The following is a 14,625-nucleotide window of genomic DNA, read 5'->3' on the forward strand; positions in this document are numbered from 1 at the left end:
ATCCCCATGCGCTGCGTCATCTATACCCGCAAGTCGGCCGACGAGACCGATCCTCAACTCAGTTCACTGCAGGTCCAACGCGACCTGTGCGCTGCTTACATCGCGAGCCAGACCTACGAAGGCTGGCACCTGCTCCCCGAACAATACGACGATGGCGGCTACTCGGGGGCCACGCTCAAGCGACCTGCACTGCAGGCGCTGCTCACCCAGGTACGGCAGGGTGCGGTGGACATGGTCGTTCTCTACAAGATCGACCGCCTGTCGCGTTCGCTTCGCGACTTTCTCAATCTCATCTCCCTTTTCGAGTCCTATGACGTCACGTTCGTGTCGGTCACGCAATCGCTGAACACGGCGACAAGCATTGGGAAGCTCTTGCTCAACGTGCTTCTGTCATTCGCCCAGTTCGAGCGCGACATGACCTCCGAACGCCTGCGCGATTGGTTCGCAGGCGCTCGACAGAGAGGGCTTTGGAAGAGTGGCCGCCGCCCCTTCGGTTATACGGTCCAAAAGGGATACCTGGACATCATGGAAACGGAAGCGGAGGCCGTCCGCTACGCGCACCGGCGCTACGCCGCCATCGGGTCGGTGAAGCTGCTTGCCGACGAAATGCACCGGAAGGGGTTTCGCAATCAGTACGGCGGTCCACTCAAAAAGTCCGCACTCACGAGGGTGCTGCGCAATCGCCTCTACTGCGGCGACCTTGTCCACCTCGGCAAGCCGCAACCAGGCCAGCATACGGCGGTTATTTCAGAGGAGACATGGCGTGCGACGCAAGAGGCCATGGCCCAAAGCGGGGCGCGGCGATCGGCCAGGAATCGCTATCCATTCATCAGCGTGCTGCGTGGCTTGATCTTCAACGAAAGCGACCGAGCGCTCATACACGTGGGGGTTCCCAGGAAAGGCACCCTCTATCGCTACTACGTCCCAAGATTGCAGCGCTACGGCGCTGGCACGACGAGCCAGGACCGGTACCGTGCGAAGCCGCTGGAGCAGGCGCTGATCGCGCTGATCGACCGTCTCACGGGGATGGCACTGGATCGGCAGACCCAGCACCAGAAGGCCGAGTACCTGCGTGGGATCATTCGCCGCATCAAGGTCTACCCCGATGACCTTGAAGTGACATTACTCACCGGAGTCGTGGTCCGGACACCCCATGCAGCAAAGTTGAAGCCACAGAAGAAGCCGCGCGGCGCCCCGCCCTGGCTTGCGCAAGCACGGAGGCTGCGCAAGAAGGGCAACAGCAAGGCCGAGACAGCGCGCTTGCTGCAGGTCCCGTACTCCCAGTTCTGGCGCGCCTCGGTGAAGTACGAATTGTAGGAAGCTCTGCCATCCACGCAGCGGTGGGCGCCAGCTTGGTTAGTTGTGTCCACGCAGTCCTCCCGGCGCGGCCGGCGGGCTGTTGGGGGAGCTGCACCGCATGCGCAGCTTCCTGCCGGTGGATGGCAATGGTTGGCTGGCACGAATCACCGAGGTCGAGGCTGCCCATGCCGGGGCGGGATGCTGTCGCGGCAATCCGTCGACGGAAAGGGCGACACGGTCCCTACTCGGAAGGCGCTTTTTTCGTAGATTCCACAGCGCCTACAGGTGGACGGCATAGCCAGCGACACCCGCGATTTCGCGGGCATGGATATACTGTTTATTCATACAGTGCATGTGTTTTCGCACTGTTGAGTTAGCCCATGTCCCTCCGCATCACCTCGCCGCGCGCCTTCGACTCGACCGTTCTTCCCCCGCATGTGGCGGAAGCCGTGTGGCTCGGTGCGGACCTCGGGCAACCCCTTGGGCGCACAGTGCCTTCCGGCTTCGATGCCCTCGATGCGCAGCTTCCCGGGGGAGGCTGGCCTACCCACACGCTGACCGAGCTGCTCATGCCGCAGCCAGCGCTTTGCGAATGGCGGTTGCTGGGTCCGGCCGTGCCGGCGATGTTGGCATCGGACGGGTGCATCTACCTCGTGGCGCCGCCCAAGCAGCCCCACACGGTTGGCCTGGCGCAACTGGGCCTGCCGCCTGATCGCGTCGTGTGGATCCACGCAAGCGCGCCCGCGGACCGGCTGTGGGTGACGGAGCAATTGCTCAAGTCCAACCCTGCGGGCGCGGTGCTGTCCTGGCTGCCACAGGCGCGCCCGGAGCAAATCCGCCGGCTACAGGTCCACGCGCAGTCCTGCGACGCCGCGGTGTTCCTGCTGCGGCCGACGGCGGCGCTGTCCGGCGCGTCGCCGGCACCGCTGCGTGTCGCTGCGGCCTTGGGGGGCGGCTGGCAGCTGGAGGTACGCATTCCGAAGCGCCGCGGAGCCCCCCTGGACGATGCCCTGCACCTGGAGGCCATCCCGGCGAGCCTGGCGCCAATGCTGCCTCCGCGACTCAGGACCACGCCAGCCCCGTCGCCCCAACCCCGCCGCAAGGAGCCCGCCGATGTCCCCGCATTGGGCCGCGCTGCTTCCCCTTCCGCCCTCGGACTGCCCGCATCCCATTGATGCGCCGTCGCTAGGTACGTGGGCGCTGCAGTTCACGCCTCGGGTGGCCCTGCTGGAGGACGCAGTGGTCGCGGAGGTGGGCGCGAGCGAGCGGCTCCACGGCGGCATGGAAGCCTTGCGCGCGCTGGTGGAGGCCGGCTGCTCTGAACTGGGTACCCGGATCGCCTGGGCGCCCACGGGCCTGGCGGCGCTAGCGCTGGTGCGCCATGCCACTGACGGGGCGATCCCGGACGGGTTCAGCGCGCCCATCGCGCAGTTGCTGGACCGGTTGCCGCTGGATGCGCTCACCGCGGTGGGCAATCACCGCGCCACCTTGGCACGCGTGGGGTGCCGCAGCCTGGGCGATGTCCGGCGCCTGCCGCGCGGCGGCCTGGGCCGGCGCTTCGACAAGGCGCTGCTGGCCGCGCTGGACCAGGCCTACGGATTGCGGCCCGAGGCCTACGAATGGATCACGCTGCCGGAGACCTTCCATGCCCGACTGGAGCTCATGGCCCGCGTGGAAGCCGCTCCCGCGCTGCTCTTCGGGGCGCGGCGCCTGCTGGTCCAGATGGCCGGGTGGCTGGCCGCCCGGCGACTGGGCGCGACCGCGTTCACGCTGCGCTGGTGCCATGACGTCATGCGGGCGAAGGATGCCGGCACCGGCGGGGAGCTCACGGTGCGCACGGCCAGGCCGACGCAGAACGTCGAGCATTTCGCTCGGCTGCTGGCCGAGCACCTGAGCAAGGTGCAGTTGCTGGCACCCGCGGGCGACATCGAGTTGCTGGCCTCGGAGGTTGCTCCCATCGTCGAGGAAAGCCGTTCGCTGCTGCCGGAGACGCTGCGCAAGGGTGTGGAAACGGAGCTGGCCCTGGAGCGCATCCAGGCACGGCTCGGCACCGACTGCGTGCGCCGCCCGGTGCTGCAGGAGGACCACCGGCTCGAATGGATGCAGGCCTGGACCAGCGAGCCCGTGAAGCGCCGCAGGGTGGTGGAACAGGCCCATGTCTTGCCGTTGCCCACGTGGATGCTGGACGAGCCCTTGCGGCTCATGGAGCGCGACAACCGGCCGTACTACCAGGGGCCGCTGCAGTTGCTGCTCGGGCCGGACCGCGTCGAGGGCGGTTGGTGGCATCGAACCGTAGAGGGAGACGATGCCCGGGCCTTGAACGTCCAGCGCGATTACTGGCTGGCCCTGAGCGCCCATGCCGGTGTGTTGTGGGTGTTCCAGCAGCGACTGGCGGGGGACCAGACCGCCTGGTTCCTGCACGGACATTTCGCTTGAGCGGGCCGCCATGAACCGCAGGCCGCGCACCATCCCCGACTACGTAGAGTTGCGCTGCGTGTCGAACTTCACCTTCCTGCGCGGCGCGAGCGACCCGGAGGAACTGGTGCGCCGCGCGAAGGAACTGGGCTACAGCGGGCTGGCCCTGGCGGACGAATGCAGCATGGCCGGCGTGGTCCGGGCCCATGTGGCGGCGAAGGCGGCAGGGCTGCCCCTGATCCTCGGTGCGCAGTTCTGCGTGCAGCCGCGCACCGCGGACGAGGCACGCTTCACGGTGGTGGTCCTCGCGCGGAACCTCAACGGGTACGGCAACCTCTGCGAGTTCATCACGAAGCTGCGACGTGTATCGGCCAAGGGCGAGTACCACCTGACGCTGGGACAGATCACCGGGGCCGAGCTCGCGGACTGCCTTGCGCTACTCTGCCCGGATCGCCCATCCACCGATGCGCAACTGGAGGCCGCGGGGACCTGGGCGCTAGCGCATTTCCGCGGGCGCTGCTGGATCGGCGTGGACCAGGTGCGGCAACTGGACGACGAGGCATGGCTGCACCGCATGCGCACGCTCGCGGAACTGACGGCCCTGCCTTTGGTGGCCGTGGGCGACGTGCATATGCATGTGCGATCGCGCAAGCCGCTGCAGGACGTGTTGACGGCCACGCGGATCGGCAAGCCGCTCACGGAATGCGGGCACGCGCTGCACCGCAGCGCTGAGCGCCACCTGCGCACGCGGCTCCGGTTGGCGCAGACCTTTCCGGCCGATCTGCTCGCCGAGACGCTGAACGTCGCCGCACGCTGCAGCTTCTCGCTCGACGAGCTCAAGTACCAGTATCCCGATGAGGTGGTGCCGCGGGGCCACACCGCGGCGAGCTTCCTGCGGCAGGTCACGTATGAGGGGGCGGGCCGGCGCTGGCCGGAAGGTATCTCGCCCACCGTGCAGGCACAGATCGAACATGAGCTGGAGCTGATCTGCGAGTTGCGCTACGAGCACTACTTCCTCACCGTGTACGACATCGTGGCCTTCGCGCGATCGCGGCACATCCTCTGCCAGGGCAGGGGCTCGGCCGCCAACAGCGTGGTCTGCTACTGCCTGGGCGTGACCGAGGTGGACCCGGCGCGCATGTCGGTGCTGTTCGAGCGCTTCATCAGCAGGGAGCGCAACGAGCCGCCGGACATCGACGTGGACTTCGAGCACCAGCGGCGCGAGGAGGTGATCCAATACCTGTACGAGAAGTACGGCCGCGACCGCGCTGCGCTCACGGCCACGGTCATCAGCTACCGCCCTAAGTCGGCGATTCGCGATGTCGGAAAAGCGCTCGGCTTCGACCTGCAGACGCTGGACGCGCTCGCGGAAGGCCAGAAGTGGTTCGACGGGGAGGACATCCGCCTGGAGCGCTTCGAGGAACTAGGGATGTCCGTGGCGGACCTTGCCGTGCGCCAGCTCATCACGCTGACCACCCAGCTGATCGGCTTTCCCAGGCATCTCTCCCAGCACACAGGCGGCTTCGTGCTCACGCGCGACCGGCTGTCCCGCATGGTGCCGATCGAGAACGCCTCCATGGCCGACAGGACAGTGATCGAGTGGGACAAGGACGACCTGGATGCCGCGGGCCTGCTGAAAGTCGATGTGCTCGCACTGGGCATGCTGTCGGCCATCCGGCGCGCGCTCGACATGATCGGCCAGCGCCGCGGCTACGCGTTCGGCATGCAGGACATTCCTGCAGAAGACGGCGACACCTACGACATGATCTGCAAGGCTGACACGATCGGCGTCTTCCAGATCGAGAGCCGGGCCCAAATGAGTATGCTGCCGCGGCTGCGGCCACGCTGTTTCTACGACTTGGTCATCGAGGTCGCCATCGTGCGGCCGGGGCCGATCCAGGGCGGCATGGTGCATCCGTATCTCAACCGCCGGCAGGGCAAGGAGCCGGTGACGTACCCCAGCGAGGCCTTAAAAAAGGCGCTGGGACGGACCCTGGGCGTGCCCGTGTTTCAGGAGCAGGTGATGCAAATCTCCATCCTGGCTGCGGGCTTCACTGCCGGTGAAGCGGACGGGCTGCGCCGTGCCATGGCGGCCTGGAAGCGCAAGGGGGGCCTGGGCAAGTACTACGCCAAGATCGTGGACGGCATGACCGCGCGTGGCTATGAGAAGGCCTTCGCCGAACAGATCTTCGAGCAGATCAAGGGCTTCTCGGAATACGGCTTTCCCGAGAGCCACGCGGCCAGCTTTGCGCTGCTCGTCTATGCGTCGTGCTGGATCAAGCGGCACGAGCCGGCGGCGTTCCTCGCGGCCCTGCTCAACAGCCAGCCGATGGGCTTCTACTCCGCGAGCCAACTGGTGCAGGATGCCCGGCGCCACGGCGTGGAGGTGCGCCCGGTGGACGTGATGTACAGCGATGCGGAAACCTCGCTGGAGGATCTTCCGGATGTGCCCGCCGTGCGGCTGGGCCTGCACATGATCCGCGGCCTGCAGGCCGCCAGCGCGCAGCGCATCATGCATGCGCGCCGCGCCGGGCCGTTCGATAGCGCCGAGGAACTGGCGCAGCGCGCGCGGCTGGAGCAGCACGAGATGAAGCTGCTCGCGGCCGCCGGCGCCCTGGCCACGCTGTCGGGGCACCGCCGGCAGCAGGTGTGGGATGCCGCGGCGCTCCATGCCGCTCCTGAACTGCTGAGGGATGCTCCGGTCGATGAGGACTACCTGGAACTGCCCGCAGCGCCGGAGGGCGAGGACGTGGTGTGGGACTACGCGTCCACCGGCCTCACGCTGCGCAGCCACCCGATGGCGCTGCTGCGCAAGCGCCTGGACAAATACAAGCTCAAGACCTCGGAGGAACTGCGCCGCATGCCCCATGGGCGCAAGGTGCGTACGGCCGGCATCGTGACGCTGCGGCAGCAGCCGGAGACCGCCAAGGGGACGATCTTCGTGTCGCTGGAGGACGAACACGGTGCGACCCAGGTCATCGTCTGGCGCGGCGTGCGGGAGGCCCAGCGCCAGGTGCTGCTGGAGTCACGGCTGCTGGCCGTGAAGGGGCGCTGGCAGCGCGAGGGCGAAGTGTGCAACCTGGTCGCGGACCGGCTCGCCGACCTGTCGCCGCTGCTGGGGCGGCTGGCGACGGAGAGCCGGGATTTCAAATGAGGGTGACGTGATGCAGAAGCAGTTGTTCGGACAAGAGCTGATCCGGTCGTCGATCAACGGGCTGGTGTACCAGGAGGAGTTCCTGAGCGAAAAGGAGGAGCAGGAGCTCATCGACATCATCCGGTCGCTGCCGCTGCACGCCGCCCAGTACAAGCACTACTTGGCAAGGCGCAAGGTGGTGAGCTTTGGTGGATCGTACGACTTCGACACCAATCGACTTCTGCCGGGAGTGAGCCTGGACCCACGCCTGCATCGGCTGCGCGAGCGGGTGGGGGAGTGGCTCGACGTTCCTGAAGCGGAACTGGTACATGCGCTGGTAGCCGAGTACGCGCCCGGCACGCCGCTCGGCTGGCACCGGGATGTCCCGGACTTCGAGACCATCGTGGGCGTTTCGCTCGGCGGACGCGCCACGTTGAAGTTTCGTCCGTATCCGGACGAGCCGGCGACACGTAAGGTTGTGCAGTTGGAGGCGGCGCCGCGATCGATCTACAAGATGGCCGAAGAGACGCGCTGGGATTGGCAGCACTCCGTGGCGCCCACGGCTGAGCTACGGTGGTCGATTACGTTTCGTACCCATGGCAGCTAACAGGCATCCCTGAGGTCAAGAAGTTCAGGGGCGCCCGTATATTCAGGTGCGAAACACTCGTCTCAGCGGCACCAACTAGTCATTGGCATCGCCTGGGTGGCTCACGAAGACCCGGCCTCGCACCTGGGGGAAAGGGAAGTGAGACATCCTGTACGTAAACTGGCACTCGTGCATTTAGAACCACGAGTATTTTTTATCTTTGCGCCACCGGATAACATCCACACCTTTCGCAATGGCGTGAGCGCATCCCAGCGTCATTGCGTACTCGTGGAACAGCCTTTGATTTATGAAAACATCTTCAACATCTTGTCTTCCATTCGGGCGCGTTGTCACGATCGCGGCGTGAGATATATCATTTCCACGATCCTGTCCAATTTCTTCGGTAATTATTAGCATGTACCGGCTAGGTAAGATGGAAGCAAAGCCTATATCTTTTGCATTGTCTATGAGGTCCTTGATTTTTCCTTGGAAGACTTCGGTTGCATACTCGTGCGTGGTTGAAATATAAATTTCCGTCTGGTTTGCCCATTTAATCCATTCGCTCCAGGTAACCTGAATCGGTATGAATATACTTCTGTCCGATGCCTGTTTGGATGCGATTGCTCGCTCCATAATCCAGTTTTCGTATGTGTCGCCCAACCATCCGGCATCTGGCAAGTTTCTTTGGAAATTGGTCCATTCTTCGACCGATAGATCGCCGAAAACCAAGCCTACCGGAGGCGATTTAATAATCTTCGTGCTGTTTTTTCTTGGGCGGCCATGGCGAAAAAAATCTGACTCTTTTCCGATTGGTGGAGCAGGCTTAACGTAAGTGACATTTGCAATGTCAAACTGGGTGTCTATCACCGGGCCTTTGATATCTTGCTTGCCAGGCGGTTGTTGCATTAGGGCAGTCATGTGCTGATCCGAGAGGTTATTCCAAGCCTGTAGCAACTTTTCCTCATGCGGAAATGGCTTGTTCAGATTTATTGGAATGTATTCGAAGGGCCACAAAAAGAAGCTATCGAAGGAGTCGCTGTGGAAGTAGCAACCGGACACAATAATTCCGTCTACTTCATTGGTGTCATTTCGAACTCTGTGGGCTGCTAGTTTTGCAAGCGCATCATGGTCTAAAGCGGTGTATCCATTGTTGATAAACCAAATAATTGATGTGGTTGCGCTCTCATGTTCTAGTCTGGATTGTTTGAGTTGCTTCTTTGCCTTGCTGACTGCTGTCTTAATTGGACCCTCTAAAATTCTGTCAAAATCCCTTTTTCCATTGATAGGCAACGACTCCCGGTCCAAAACGACGACTGGCCGTCCGGGATAAAACGGTCTGAACAAAGCTGCTAGCTTTGCCTGCCGCTCCGGTTTGGCTAGGCCATCGTCATCCAGTGCTTTTAGTTCAATTACGCAGTTACCCAGTAAATAGTCTGCACCAACCTGCTCACGGCGGTCAGCATCCGGATGTGCGCGACTTCCACCGGCTTCTTCGATAACCTGATCGATATCAGGCTCAGCGAGTGGTCGTATTCTGAAATTACTCAGAAATTCTGTACTTGACGTCATGGCATGTGATCCAGCGATTATCGAAAAACGAGCTCAGGAGTTCTTGTTACCTCTTGGCCAAAGCGTGCCGATCGGCGCTCCGCCGTTCGGCACCGACTTGCCTGGTCTGCCGACCGTGTAGCGTGGTGTCTGCGTCATCGGTCGTATCACACGCCATTCGCTGCATCCACCGCGTTGCGACTACGGAAGACTGAACGGGATACCAAGATGTTTGCATATCTCCGCACAGACGGCTTCCGACGCTGACCATCCACCGCTGAATCCGTCATCGTCCGGGGTCAGGCAGATTGTCAGAACCTTGACTACTCCCGAGGCTAAGCCATCCTTCAATGGCGCGCAAAGTGATGCGACGAAGTCCTCGGATAGGAAGCGCCGATGAGATCCATCCGCAAACTCACAAAAAAAGTAGTCAATGTCAATGTTGACGATCCAGTTGTTACCCCGATGTAGCCAGAAATCCAGGTTGCAAGGAAGCTCCCAGGTTTCAACATTGCGACACTTATTTGAGGGTACATTTGGCTTGTCGCCATCTCGATGTGTGGCAAGAAGTAGCTGGCCGAGACTTTGTTGCTCCTGTGCTAAAAATAGGCTGAGGTAATTGTCCCAACGAATAATCTCACACGGGAGGCCGCTCGCTAAATATTTGAGTGACAGGTATTCGTTAAGTGAGATTCCTCTCATCTCTCCAGGGAGATGCCCTAGCCAGACGTCTAGGTTGCTAGTCAATGTATCCGTATGTCGATCAACATGGAATAAATCGAACTTCTCTTTAGGCTGAAGGTGTCGTAGCCAACACCACCATGCCGCACGGTGGTTATCCATTATGTACACGGTATCGTGCTGCCAAAGAAAGTTCTGCGCGGTTGCACCAGAGTGACCACGCGACTTGAGAGGGATGTGCCAAATGCCAGACAAGCATTACTCCTGGTTGATGCGTCGAGAAGGCGGGTACTAAGCCAACTGAAAAATATGTGGTGTGCTCGCTGGTCTGCCGGAGGTATCTCTGTGATGCTCTTTTTCAATGGCTTTTATGAGGTGATCCTTTAGGTCATTTCCATAATGGCTCGAAGGCGATTTTTTACCATTTCGTGGACCGGGCCAGTGTATGGTCGCATCTCTATCGTCAGTGCTTGAATATTTTTCGTGTCTGCATGTAAATATCTATTGAGTCCGAATCGTAGATATTTGTTGAGTGCGGTGATTTTATCCACCTCATCTTCCTTTAAAAACAATGTGAGGCGCATCATGCCGCCTGATATTGCGTCAAGCCGTTCCTGAATGCGCTTGTTGACATCTTCAGTGCGGGCCTCTATTGGCGTTGTAATGAAATCAATGTAGTCGCCGGGAACTGCAGTGCAGGCCAAATGAAGCGCTGCAAGCTCCTTAAATCTAATCTCATGCACTTTTAGAGCAATCTGTTTTTTTATTTCGTTCGATGCCTTTATCTGTTCGGACAGTGCGATTATTGAGGTTTTGTAGCTCTCTAGCTCGCGTGCATGCTTGGCTTTCTCCGCTTCAAGCTCTTTCTGAAGCTCGATCTTTCTTTTTTCGATATCCTTACTTAGCTGATGAGTCAGGTGACTCTTGCCTAGATAACCTATCACTGGAAGGAGGAGCATGCTAATGCCCCCTCCAGCTAAACCAGCAGCTATAAATCCTAGAATGTCTGACATCTTCTCATCCTCCTGTACAGAGCATATATCATGTCCGCCAATCAGACGGAGGTGGCACCACGATATATTCTTATTGCTCTGAGGGCAGCGGTTGCTCTTCATCAAAGATACTTCTTGAAGCTTCCTGCGGCGACGTCTACGGCTGCCCCCACCAGCACCGCCGCCGGCAGCAGGATCGCCACCGGATGCACGCTGACCGGCAGGGCCAGGTAGGTTACCCAGGGCAGCACCGCGAGCGGCACCAGGCTGGCCCGTGCGCGGTGGTACAGGAACCCGGATTCGCGCCCCGCGCCGAACCGCCGGATGTCCCGGCGCACTAACCCGTCTACGAACCCGGCGAATGCCGTCAAGAGGAAGAGTGGCAGCGAGAGGCACAGCACGAGCAGGCGCACCATGAACACCAGCACGGTGTAGCCTGCGGCGATGAGGTAGTCCTGCGTGTGTGTGGCCGCGCTGCCCAGCACCTTCTGTAGGCTCCATGCGTGGCCGGCCGCGTTCGCGCGGGCCTGGCGCGAGGCGTCCCGCATCCATTCGAGCAGGCCGCTGCGCACGAATACCCACTCGTAGCCTTGCTGCACCCAGTGGTGCGCGGTGCGCCCTGGCTCCTGCACGAGCGCGCTGCGCACGAAGTAGTCGGACAGCTGGTCCAGCTCATGGCTCAGCATGGCCTGTGCGTGGCGCCATCCCTGGTCCGGCCAGAACAGCGCCATGCCCACGCATTCGACCACGATGCACAGCAGCAGCGATCCGCACAGCACGCCGAAGCAGCGGAACGGCAGCGTGATGAGGCCGACGATGAAGCCCTGCTGGCGGACCTGCTGGCGCTGGGCGGTGGCGGCGACATCGCTCATGGCATGCCGGCCCCATCCATCCCGCCCTGGTCGGCGGGGTCGTCTGCCTCGGTCGTGGCGAACGCGTCCTGCAGCAGGTCGCCGGGCAATCCGTCATCCCGAGGTCCCGCGGCGCCCTGACCGTCCCACCAGCTTCCAGCGTCCATGACGTAGTGCAGCCGCATGCCGGCGGCCAGCTCCTGCAGGTCGCGCGGCATGGCCTCGTCAGGATCGGGCGCGGGCAGGGGCATGCGCACCTTCCACAGGTTGCCCCCTTCGAGCAGCGCGAAGGCCTGGCCCTTGGGCAGCGCGACGACGTGCGCAGGCTCGATCAGCGGCACGCTGGTGCTGGCGACGCGGTCCTGGGTGTTCGAGGTGAAGGCGGTGTTGCCCGTGGGATCCGAGCTGTCGGTGGCGCCGCTGGTCACGGACGTAGCGAAGACCTCTACCTTCGGCAATTGGCGGGTGAGCAGTTCGGCCGTGGCCGTCTCCCTGACGCGCAGCATGACCAGGTTGTTGAAGTTGCCCACCACCTGGCCGGCCTTGGCGCGGTTGCCGATGCGCGCCTCGATGTCGGAGAGCGTCTGCGTGTACGCCGTGACCTGCACACCGGCACCGCCGCCCTTGTTGACCATGGGAATGAACTCGTCGCCCATCAGCTCGTTGAACTCGTCGGCGTGGACGTTGATCGGCACCTTGCTGCTGGCGTCGGCGCCGGGCAGCCCGTCGTCCACGCCGAACTTGTAGATGTGGCCGGCGACCGAGACGAGGTCCGAGAACATGGAATTGCCCACGGCGGCCGCCACTTCCGCATCCGAGAGCGCGTCCAGGCCCACATACACGATCGCGCGCTTTCGGATGACCTGCATCCAGTCGAAGATGGGCCGCGGGTCGGCCAGGTCCGAGTAGTTCGGCGCCAGCAACTGGGCGATCTTGCCCGTGGTGAGCTTCTCCAGCAGCGGAAGCAGGCTGGCGACGATCTTGTCGAAGTAGGTCCGGTCGTAGCGCACCGCGCTGCGCAGGCCGTCGAGAACGGGGTCGTACACGCGCACCTGCGCGAGGTACTGCTCGATCGCGATCACGCGCTTCTCGCGCCCGATCATGTTGCGCGGGATGTTCTTGTCGTTGAGGCGTGCTTCGAGCTGGACGATGATCTCCCAGGCCTTGGGCTCCGTGCGCGCGAAGAAGTGCGCGGCGTACTCCATGAACAGTGCATCGATGTTGATGACGTGGCGCTGGATCAGCAGGTAGTCCGGGCGCTGACCCAGTTCCACGAGTGCCCGCGCGATGATGTTGACGAACCGCCACGCAAACTCGCGGAAGGCCGCGCTGTTGCCCTCGCCAGACAGCTGCCCTGCGATGCGGGTGGCGACTTCCGAGATGCGACCGAAACGGCCGACCGCGTTGTAGCGCGCGCTCAGGTCGGGCCAGCCCAAGTGGAATACATAGAACTCGCCTTCGCGTCCGGCGCGGCGCGCCTCCACGTACATCCGCTTGAGCAGATCCGCATCGCCCTTCGGGTCGAAGACGATCACCACCTCGTGCCCGCCGTCCGCGGCACGGCGGCGGATGTCTTGCGTGATGAACAGTTCGGCCAGGCGCGTCTTGCCGACGCGCGTGGTGCCCAGCACCAGGGTATGCCCGACCCGCTCCCCCAGCGGCAGGGTGACGTCCACCTCCTGCGGCTCGATGCCGTGCAGGCGCGGCAGCCCGCCGACCGGCGGCAGGGGCCGCACGGGGTTCAGCGGGTGGTCCCACGCCGTCCAGCGCGCCAGGCGCGCGAACGGTGGCGGTGCGAACTCCAGGCGCTCCTCGCACCGCCGCGCGAGCCGGTAGAGCGCTGTGGGCTCCACGTAGCGACGGAATTCGGGCCGGTAGGTCTGCATCAGCCGGTGCGTGTGGCGCTGGTCCCAGCGGAAGCCGCGGCCAAGGAACAGGCGCTGCTGGCTGACCGGGACGTCGCGGCTCGTCATCACGTAGCGCGGCAGGCGGCGGATGTTGCGCCGGTAGCGCAGGATGGCGTGGGCCTGCCGCAGGCGGATGCCGCCGAAGGCCGCGAAACCGAGGGCGCTGGCGAACCCCAGAGTGGGGCTCAGCGCGAGCGACCACGGTGCCACCACGCACGCCAGCGCGGCGCCGGCGCAAACCGCAACGGTGTATAGCTCCACCGCGGGGCGCAGCAGCACCTCGACTGCATGCGCCTGGGCCATGTCACTGCTCGATGCCTGTGGCGGTCAACAGGGCCGGGTAGTGGCGAAGCCCCAGCCTGCGGGCCAGATCGTCCCCCGAGGCCGGGGAGAGCACCAGGTCCGGCGCCAGGGCGCGCAGCTCCTGCAGCGCCTGCGGTGACGCGACATTCACGACGAGGCCGGCGGCGCGCAACTTGCGCAGCGTGCCGACGCGCTGCTGCAGCCAGGCCCTGGAGCGCGCATCGTCACCGACCAGGAAAAAGGGGGGCAGCCCCGGCGCCTGTAGCGGGCGCGGCTCTACCACGCCAGGGGACAGTAGCGTGGAACGCACTGGCAGGCCCACCGCCACGACCGGGACGACGGGCGCCGTGGCCTTGGCTGCCCCGCTGGTCGAAGGGGCGCCGCTCGCTCGCAACGGGGGAAGCCCGAACTCGTCGTAGTAGGGTTGCGCCGATGCGCCTCCCCGGTCCTCGACGACGATCAGGCCGGGGCGGGGCGACGGTGCGGATGCCGCGGGTTCCGCACCCAGGCCCAAGGACGGCAGGCAAGCCAGCACGAGCAGCCACAGAGGCGCGCACGGGCGGAATCGCAAGGCGGGGAGCTTCATGGGGTGGTTTCTCGACGCGGATTCACTGAGGCCATCGCCTGCGGCTTGCCCAGCACGCGCACGAGGTGCCGCTGCACGGCGCCGCGGTAGCGCGCTGCGGGTGGGCCGCCTGCGGGGCGGTGGTAGCGTCCCACCGCGGCCAGCCAGTCTTCGCCGGGCCGGTGCTGCTCATGCAGGATCTCCGCGGCGATACCGAGGTTGCGGTAGGGGTCCAGCAGCGCGCAGGGGCGCTGCACGCGGTGCGCGTGGTAGCCCGCATTGATTTGGCCGAGCCCGACGTCGATGCGTTCGGCGGGGGTGTCCCGCAGCGCGCTGCGCAGCGCC

The 14,625-nt window shown here is 63.5% G+C and carries 10 protein-coding genes and 1 pseudogene; 5 read left to right on the top strand and 6 right to left on the bottom strand.

The features are described 5' to 3' along the window. Nucleotides 1–6 precede the first annotated feature (6 nt). From CEK69_RS03170 to CEK69_RS03190, 5 genes are all read left to right on the top strand, one after another. Nucleotides 7–1,317 (top strand): recombinase family protein, encoded by a 1,311-nt coding sequence (locus CEK69_RS03170; RefSeq protein WP_152243776.1) that lies wholly within the window; start codon nucleotides 7–9, stop codon nucleotides 1,315–1,317. Nucleotides 1,318–1,679: 362 nt separating this feature from the next. Continuing rightward, the gene (gene imuA, locus CEK69_RS03175; RefSeq protein ID WP_152243778.1) at nucleotides 1,680–2,474 is read left to right on the top strand and encodes a translesion DNA synthesis-associated protein ImuA; all 795 of its coding nucleotides are present in this window, start codon (nucleotides 1,680–1,682) and stop codon (nucleotides 2,472–2,474) included. Beyond that, complete coding sequence (locus CEK69_RS03180) at nucleotides 2,413–3,735, top strand: DNA polymerase Y family protein (protein WP_226975020.1); 1,323 nt, start codon at nucleotides 2,413–2,415, stop codon at nucleotides 3,733–3,735. The genes imuA and CEK69_RS03180 overlap by 62 nt, the downstream gene beginning before the upstream one ends. Before the next feature lie 10 nt (nucleotides 3,736–3,745). After that, nucleotides 3,746–6,868: an error-prone DNA polymerase gene (locus CEK69_RS03185; RefSeq protein WP_152243780.1), complete on the top strand. Its 3,123-nt coding sequence runs from the start codon at nucleotides 3,746–3,748 to the stop codon at nucleotides 6,866–6,868. A gap of 10 nt (nucleotides 6,869–6,878) precedes the next feature. After that, on the top strand, nucleotides 6,879–7,454 hold the full coding sequence (locus tag CEK69_RS03190) for an alpha-ketoglutarate-dependent dioxygenase AlkB (protein WP_152243782.1): 576 nt from the start codon (nucleotides 6,879–6,881) through the stop codon (nucleotides 7,452–7,454). A 174-nt stretch (nucleotides 7,455–7,628) separates the two neighbouring features. Here CEK69_RS03190 and CEK69_RS03195 read toward each other — a convergent pair whose 3' ends face one another. From CEK69_RS03195 to CEK69_RS03225, 6 genes and pseudogenes are all read right to left on the bottom strand, one after another. After that, nucleotides 7,629–9,002: a hypothetical protein gene (locus CEK69_RS03195; protein ID WP_152243784.1), complete on the bottom strand. Its 1,374-nt coding sequence runs from the start codon at nucleotides 9,000–9,002 to the stop codon at nucleotides 7,629–7,631. A gap of 1,043 nt (nucleotides 9,003–10,045) precedes the next feature. Next, the gene (locus CEK69_RS03205; RefSeq protein WP_152243788.1) at nucleotides 10,046–10,675 is read right to left on the bottom strand and encodes a hypothetical protein; all 630 of its coding nucleotides are present in this window, start codon (nucleotides 10,673–10,675) and stop codon (nucleotides 10,046–10,048) included. A 101-nt stretch (nucleotides 10,676–10,776) separates the two neighbouring features. After that, a complete protein-coding gene (locus CEK69_RS03210; RefSeq protein ID WP_152243790.1) occupies nucleotides 10,777–11,526 on the bottom strand; it encodes a TIGR03747 family integrating conjugative element membrane protein in 750 nt (249 codons plus the stop codon). Continuing rightward, nucleotides 11,523–13,715, bottom strand: coding sequence for a type IV conjugative transfer system coupling protein TraD (gene traD, locus CEK69_RS03215; protein ID WP_152243792.1), 2,193 nt, complete (start codon nucleotides 13,713–13,715; stop codon nucleotides 11,523–11,525). The genes CEK69_RS03210 and traD overlap by 4 nt, the downstream gene beginning before the upstream one ends. Before the next feature lies 1 nt (nucleotide 13,716). Further along, a complete protein-coding gene (locus CEK69_RS03220; RefSeq protein WP_193313876.1) occupies nucleotides 13,717–14,301 on the bottom strand; it encodes an integrating conjugative element protein in 585 nt (194 codons plus the stop codon). Then, nucleotides 14,298–14,625: pseudogene (locus CEK69_RS03225) on the bottom strand (lytic transglycosylase domain-containing protein); the annotation flags it as partial. The pseudogene CEK69_RS03225 and the gene CEK69_RS03220, both read right to left, overlap by 4 nt.

Source organism: Xanthomonas sp. LMG 12462 (assembly GCF_009192885.1).
GTDB lineage: Bacteria > Pseudomonadota > Gammaproteobacteria > Xanthomonadales > Xanthomonadaceae > Xanthomonas_A > Xanthomonas_A sontii.

Bases quoted from the DNA above. Each gene is read 5' to 3' on its own strand.
- CEK69_RS03170 (WP_152243776.1), top strand. From the start codon at position 7: ATGCGCTGCGTCATCTATACCCGCAAGTCGGCCGACGAGACCGATCCT.
- imuA (WP_152243778.1), top strand. From the start codon at position 1,680: ATGTCCCTCCGCATCACCTCGCCGCGCGCCTTCGACTCGACCGTTCTT.
- CEK69_RS03180 (WP_226975020.1), top strand. From the start codon at position 2,413: ATGTCCCCGCATTGGGCCGCGCTGCTTCCCCTTCCGCCCTCGGACTGC.
- CEK69_RS03185 (WP_152243780.1), top strand. From the start codon at position 3,746: ATGAACCGCAGGCCGCGCACCATCCCCGACTACGTAGAGTTGCGCTGC.
- CEK69_RS03190 (WP_152243782.1), top strand. From the start codon at position 6,879: ATGCAGAAGCAGTTGTTCGGACAAGAGCTGATCCGGTCGTCGATCAAC.
- CEK69_RS03195 (WP_152243784.1), bottom strand. From the start codon at position 9,002: ATGACGTCAAGTACAGAATTTCTGAGTAATTTCAGAATACGACCACTC.
- CEK69_RS03205 (WP_152243788.1), bottom strand. From the start codon at position 10,675: ATGTCAGACATTCTAGGATTTATAGCTGCTGGTTTAGCTGGAGGGGGC.
- CEK69_RS03210 (WP_152243790.1), bottom strand. From the start codon at position 11,526: ATGAGCGATGTCGCCGCCACCGCCCAGCGCCAGCAGGTCCGCCAGCAG.
- traD (WP_152243792.1), bottom strand. From the start codon at position 13,715: ATGGCCCAGGCGCATGCAGTCGAGGTGCTGCTGCGCCCCGCGGTGGAG.
- CEK69_RS03220 (WP_193313876.1), bottom strand. From the start codon at position 14,301: ATGAAGCTCCCCGCCTTGCGATTCCGCCCGTGCGCGCCTCTGTGGCTG.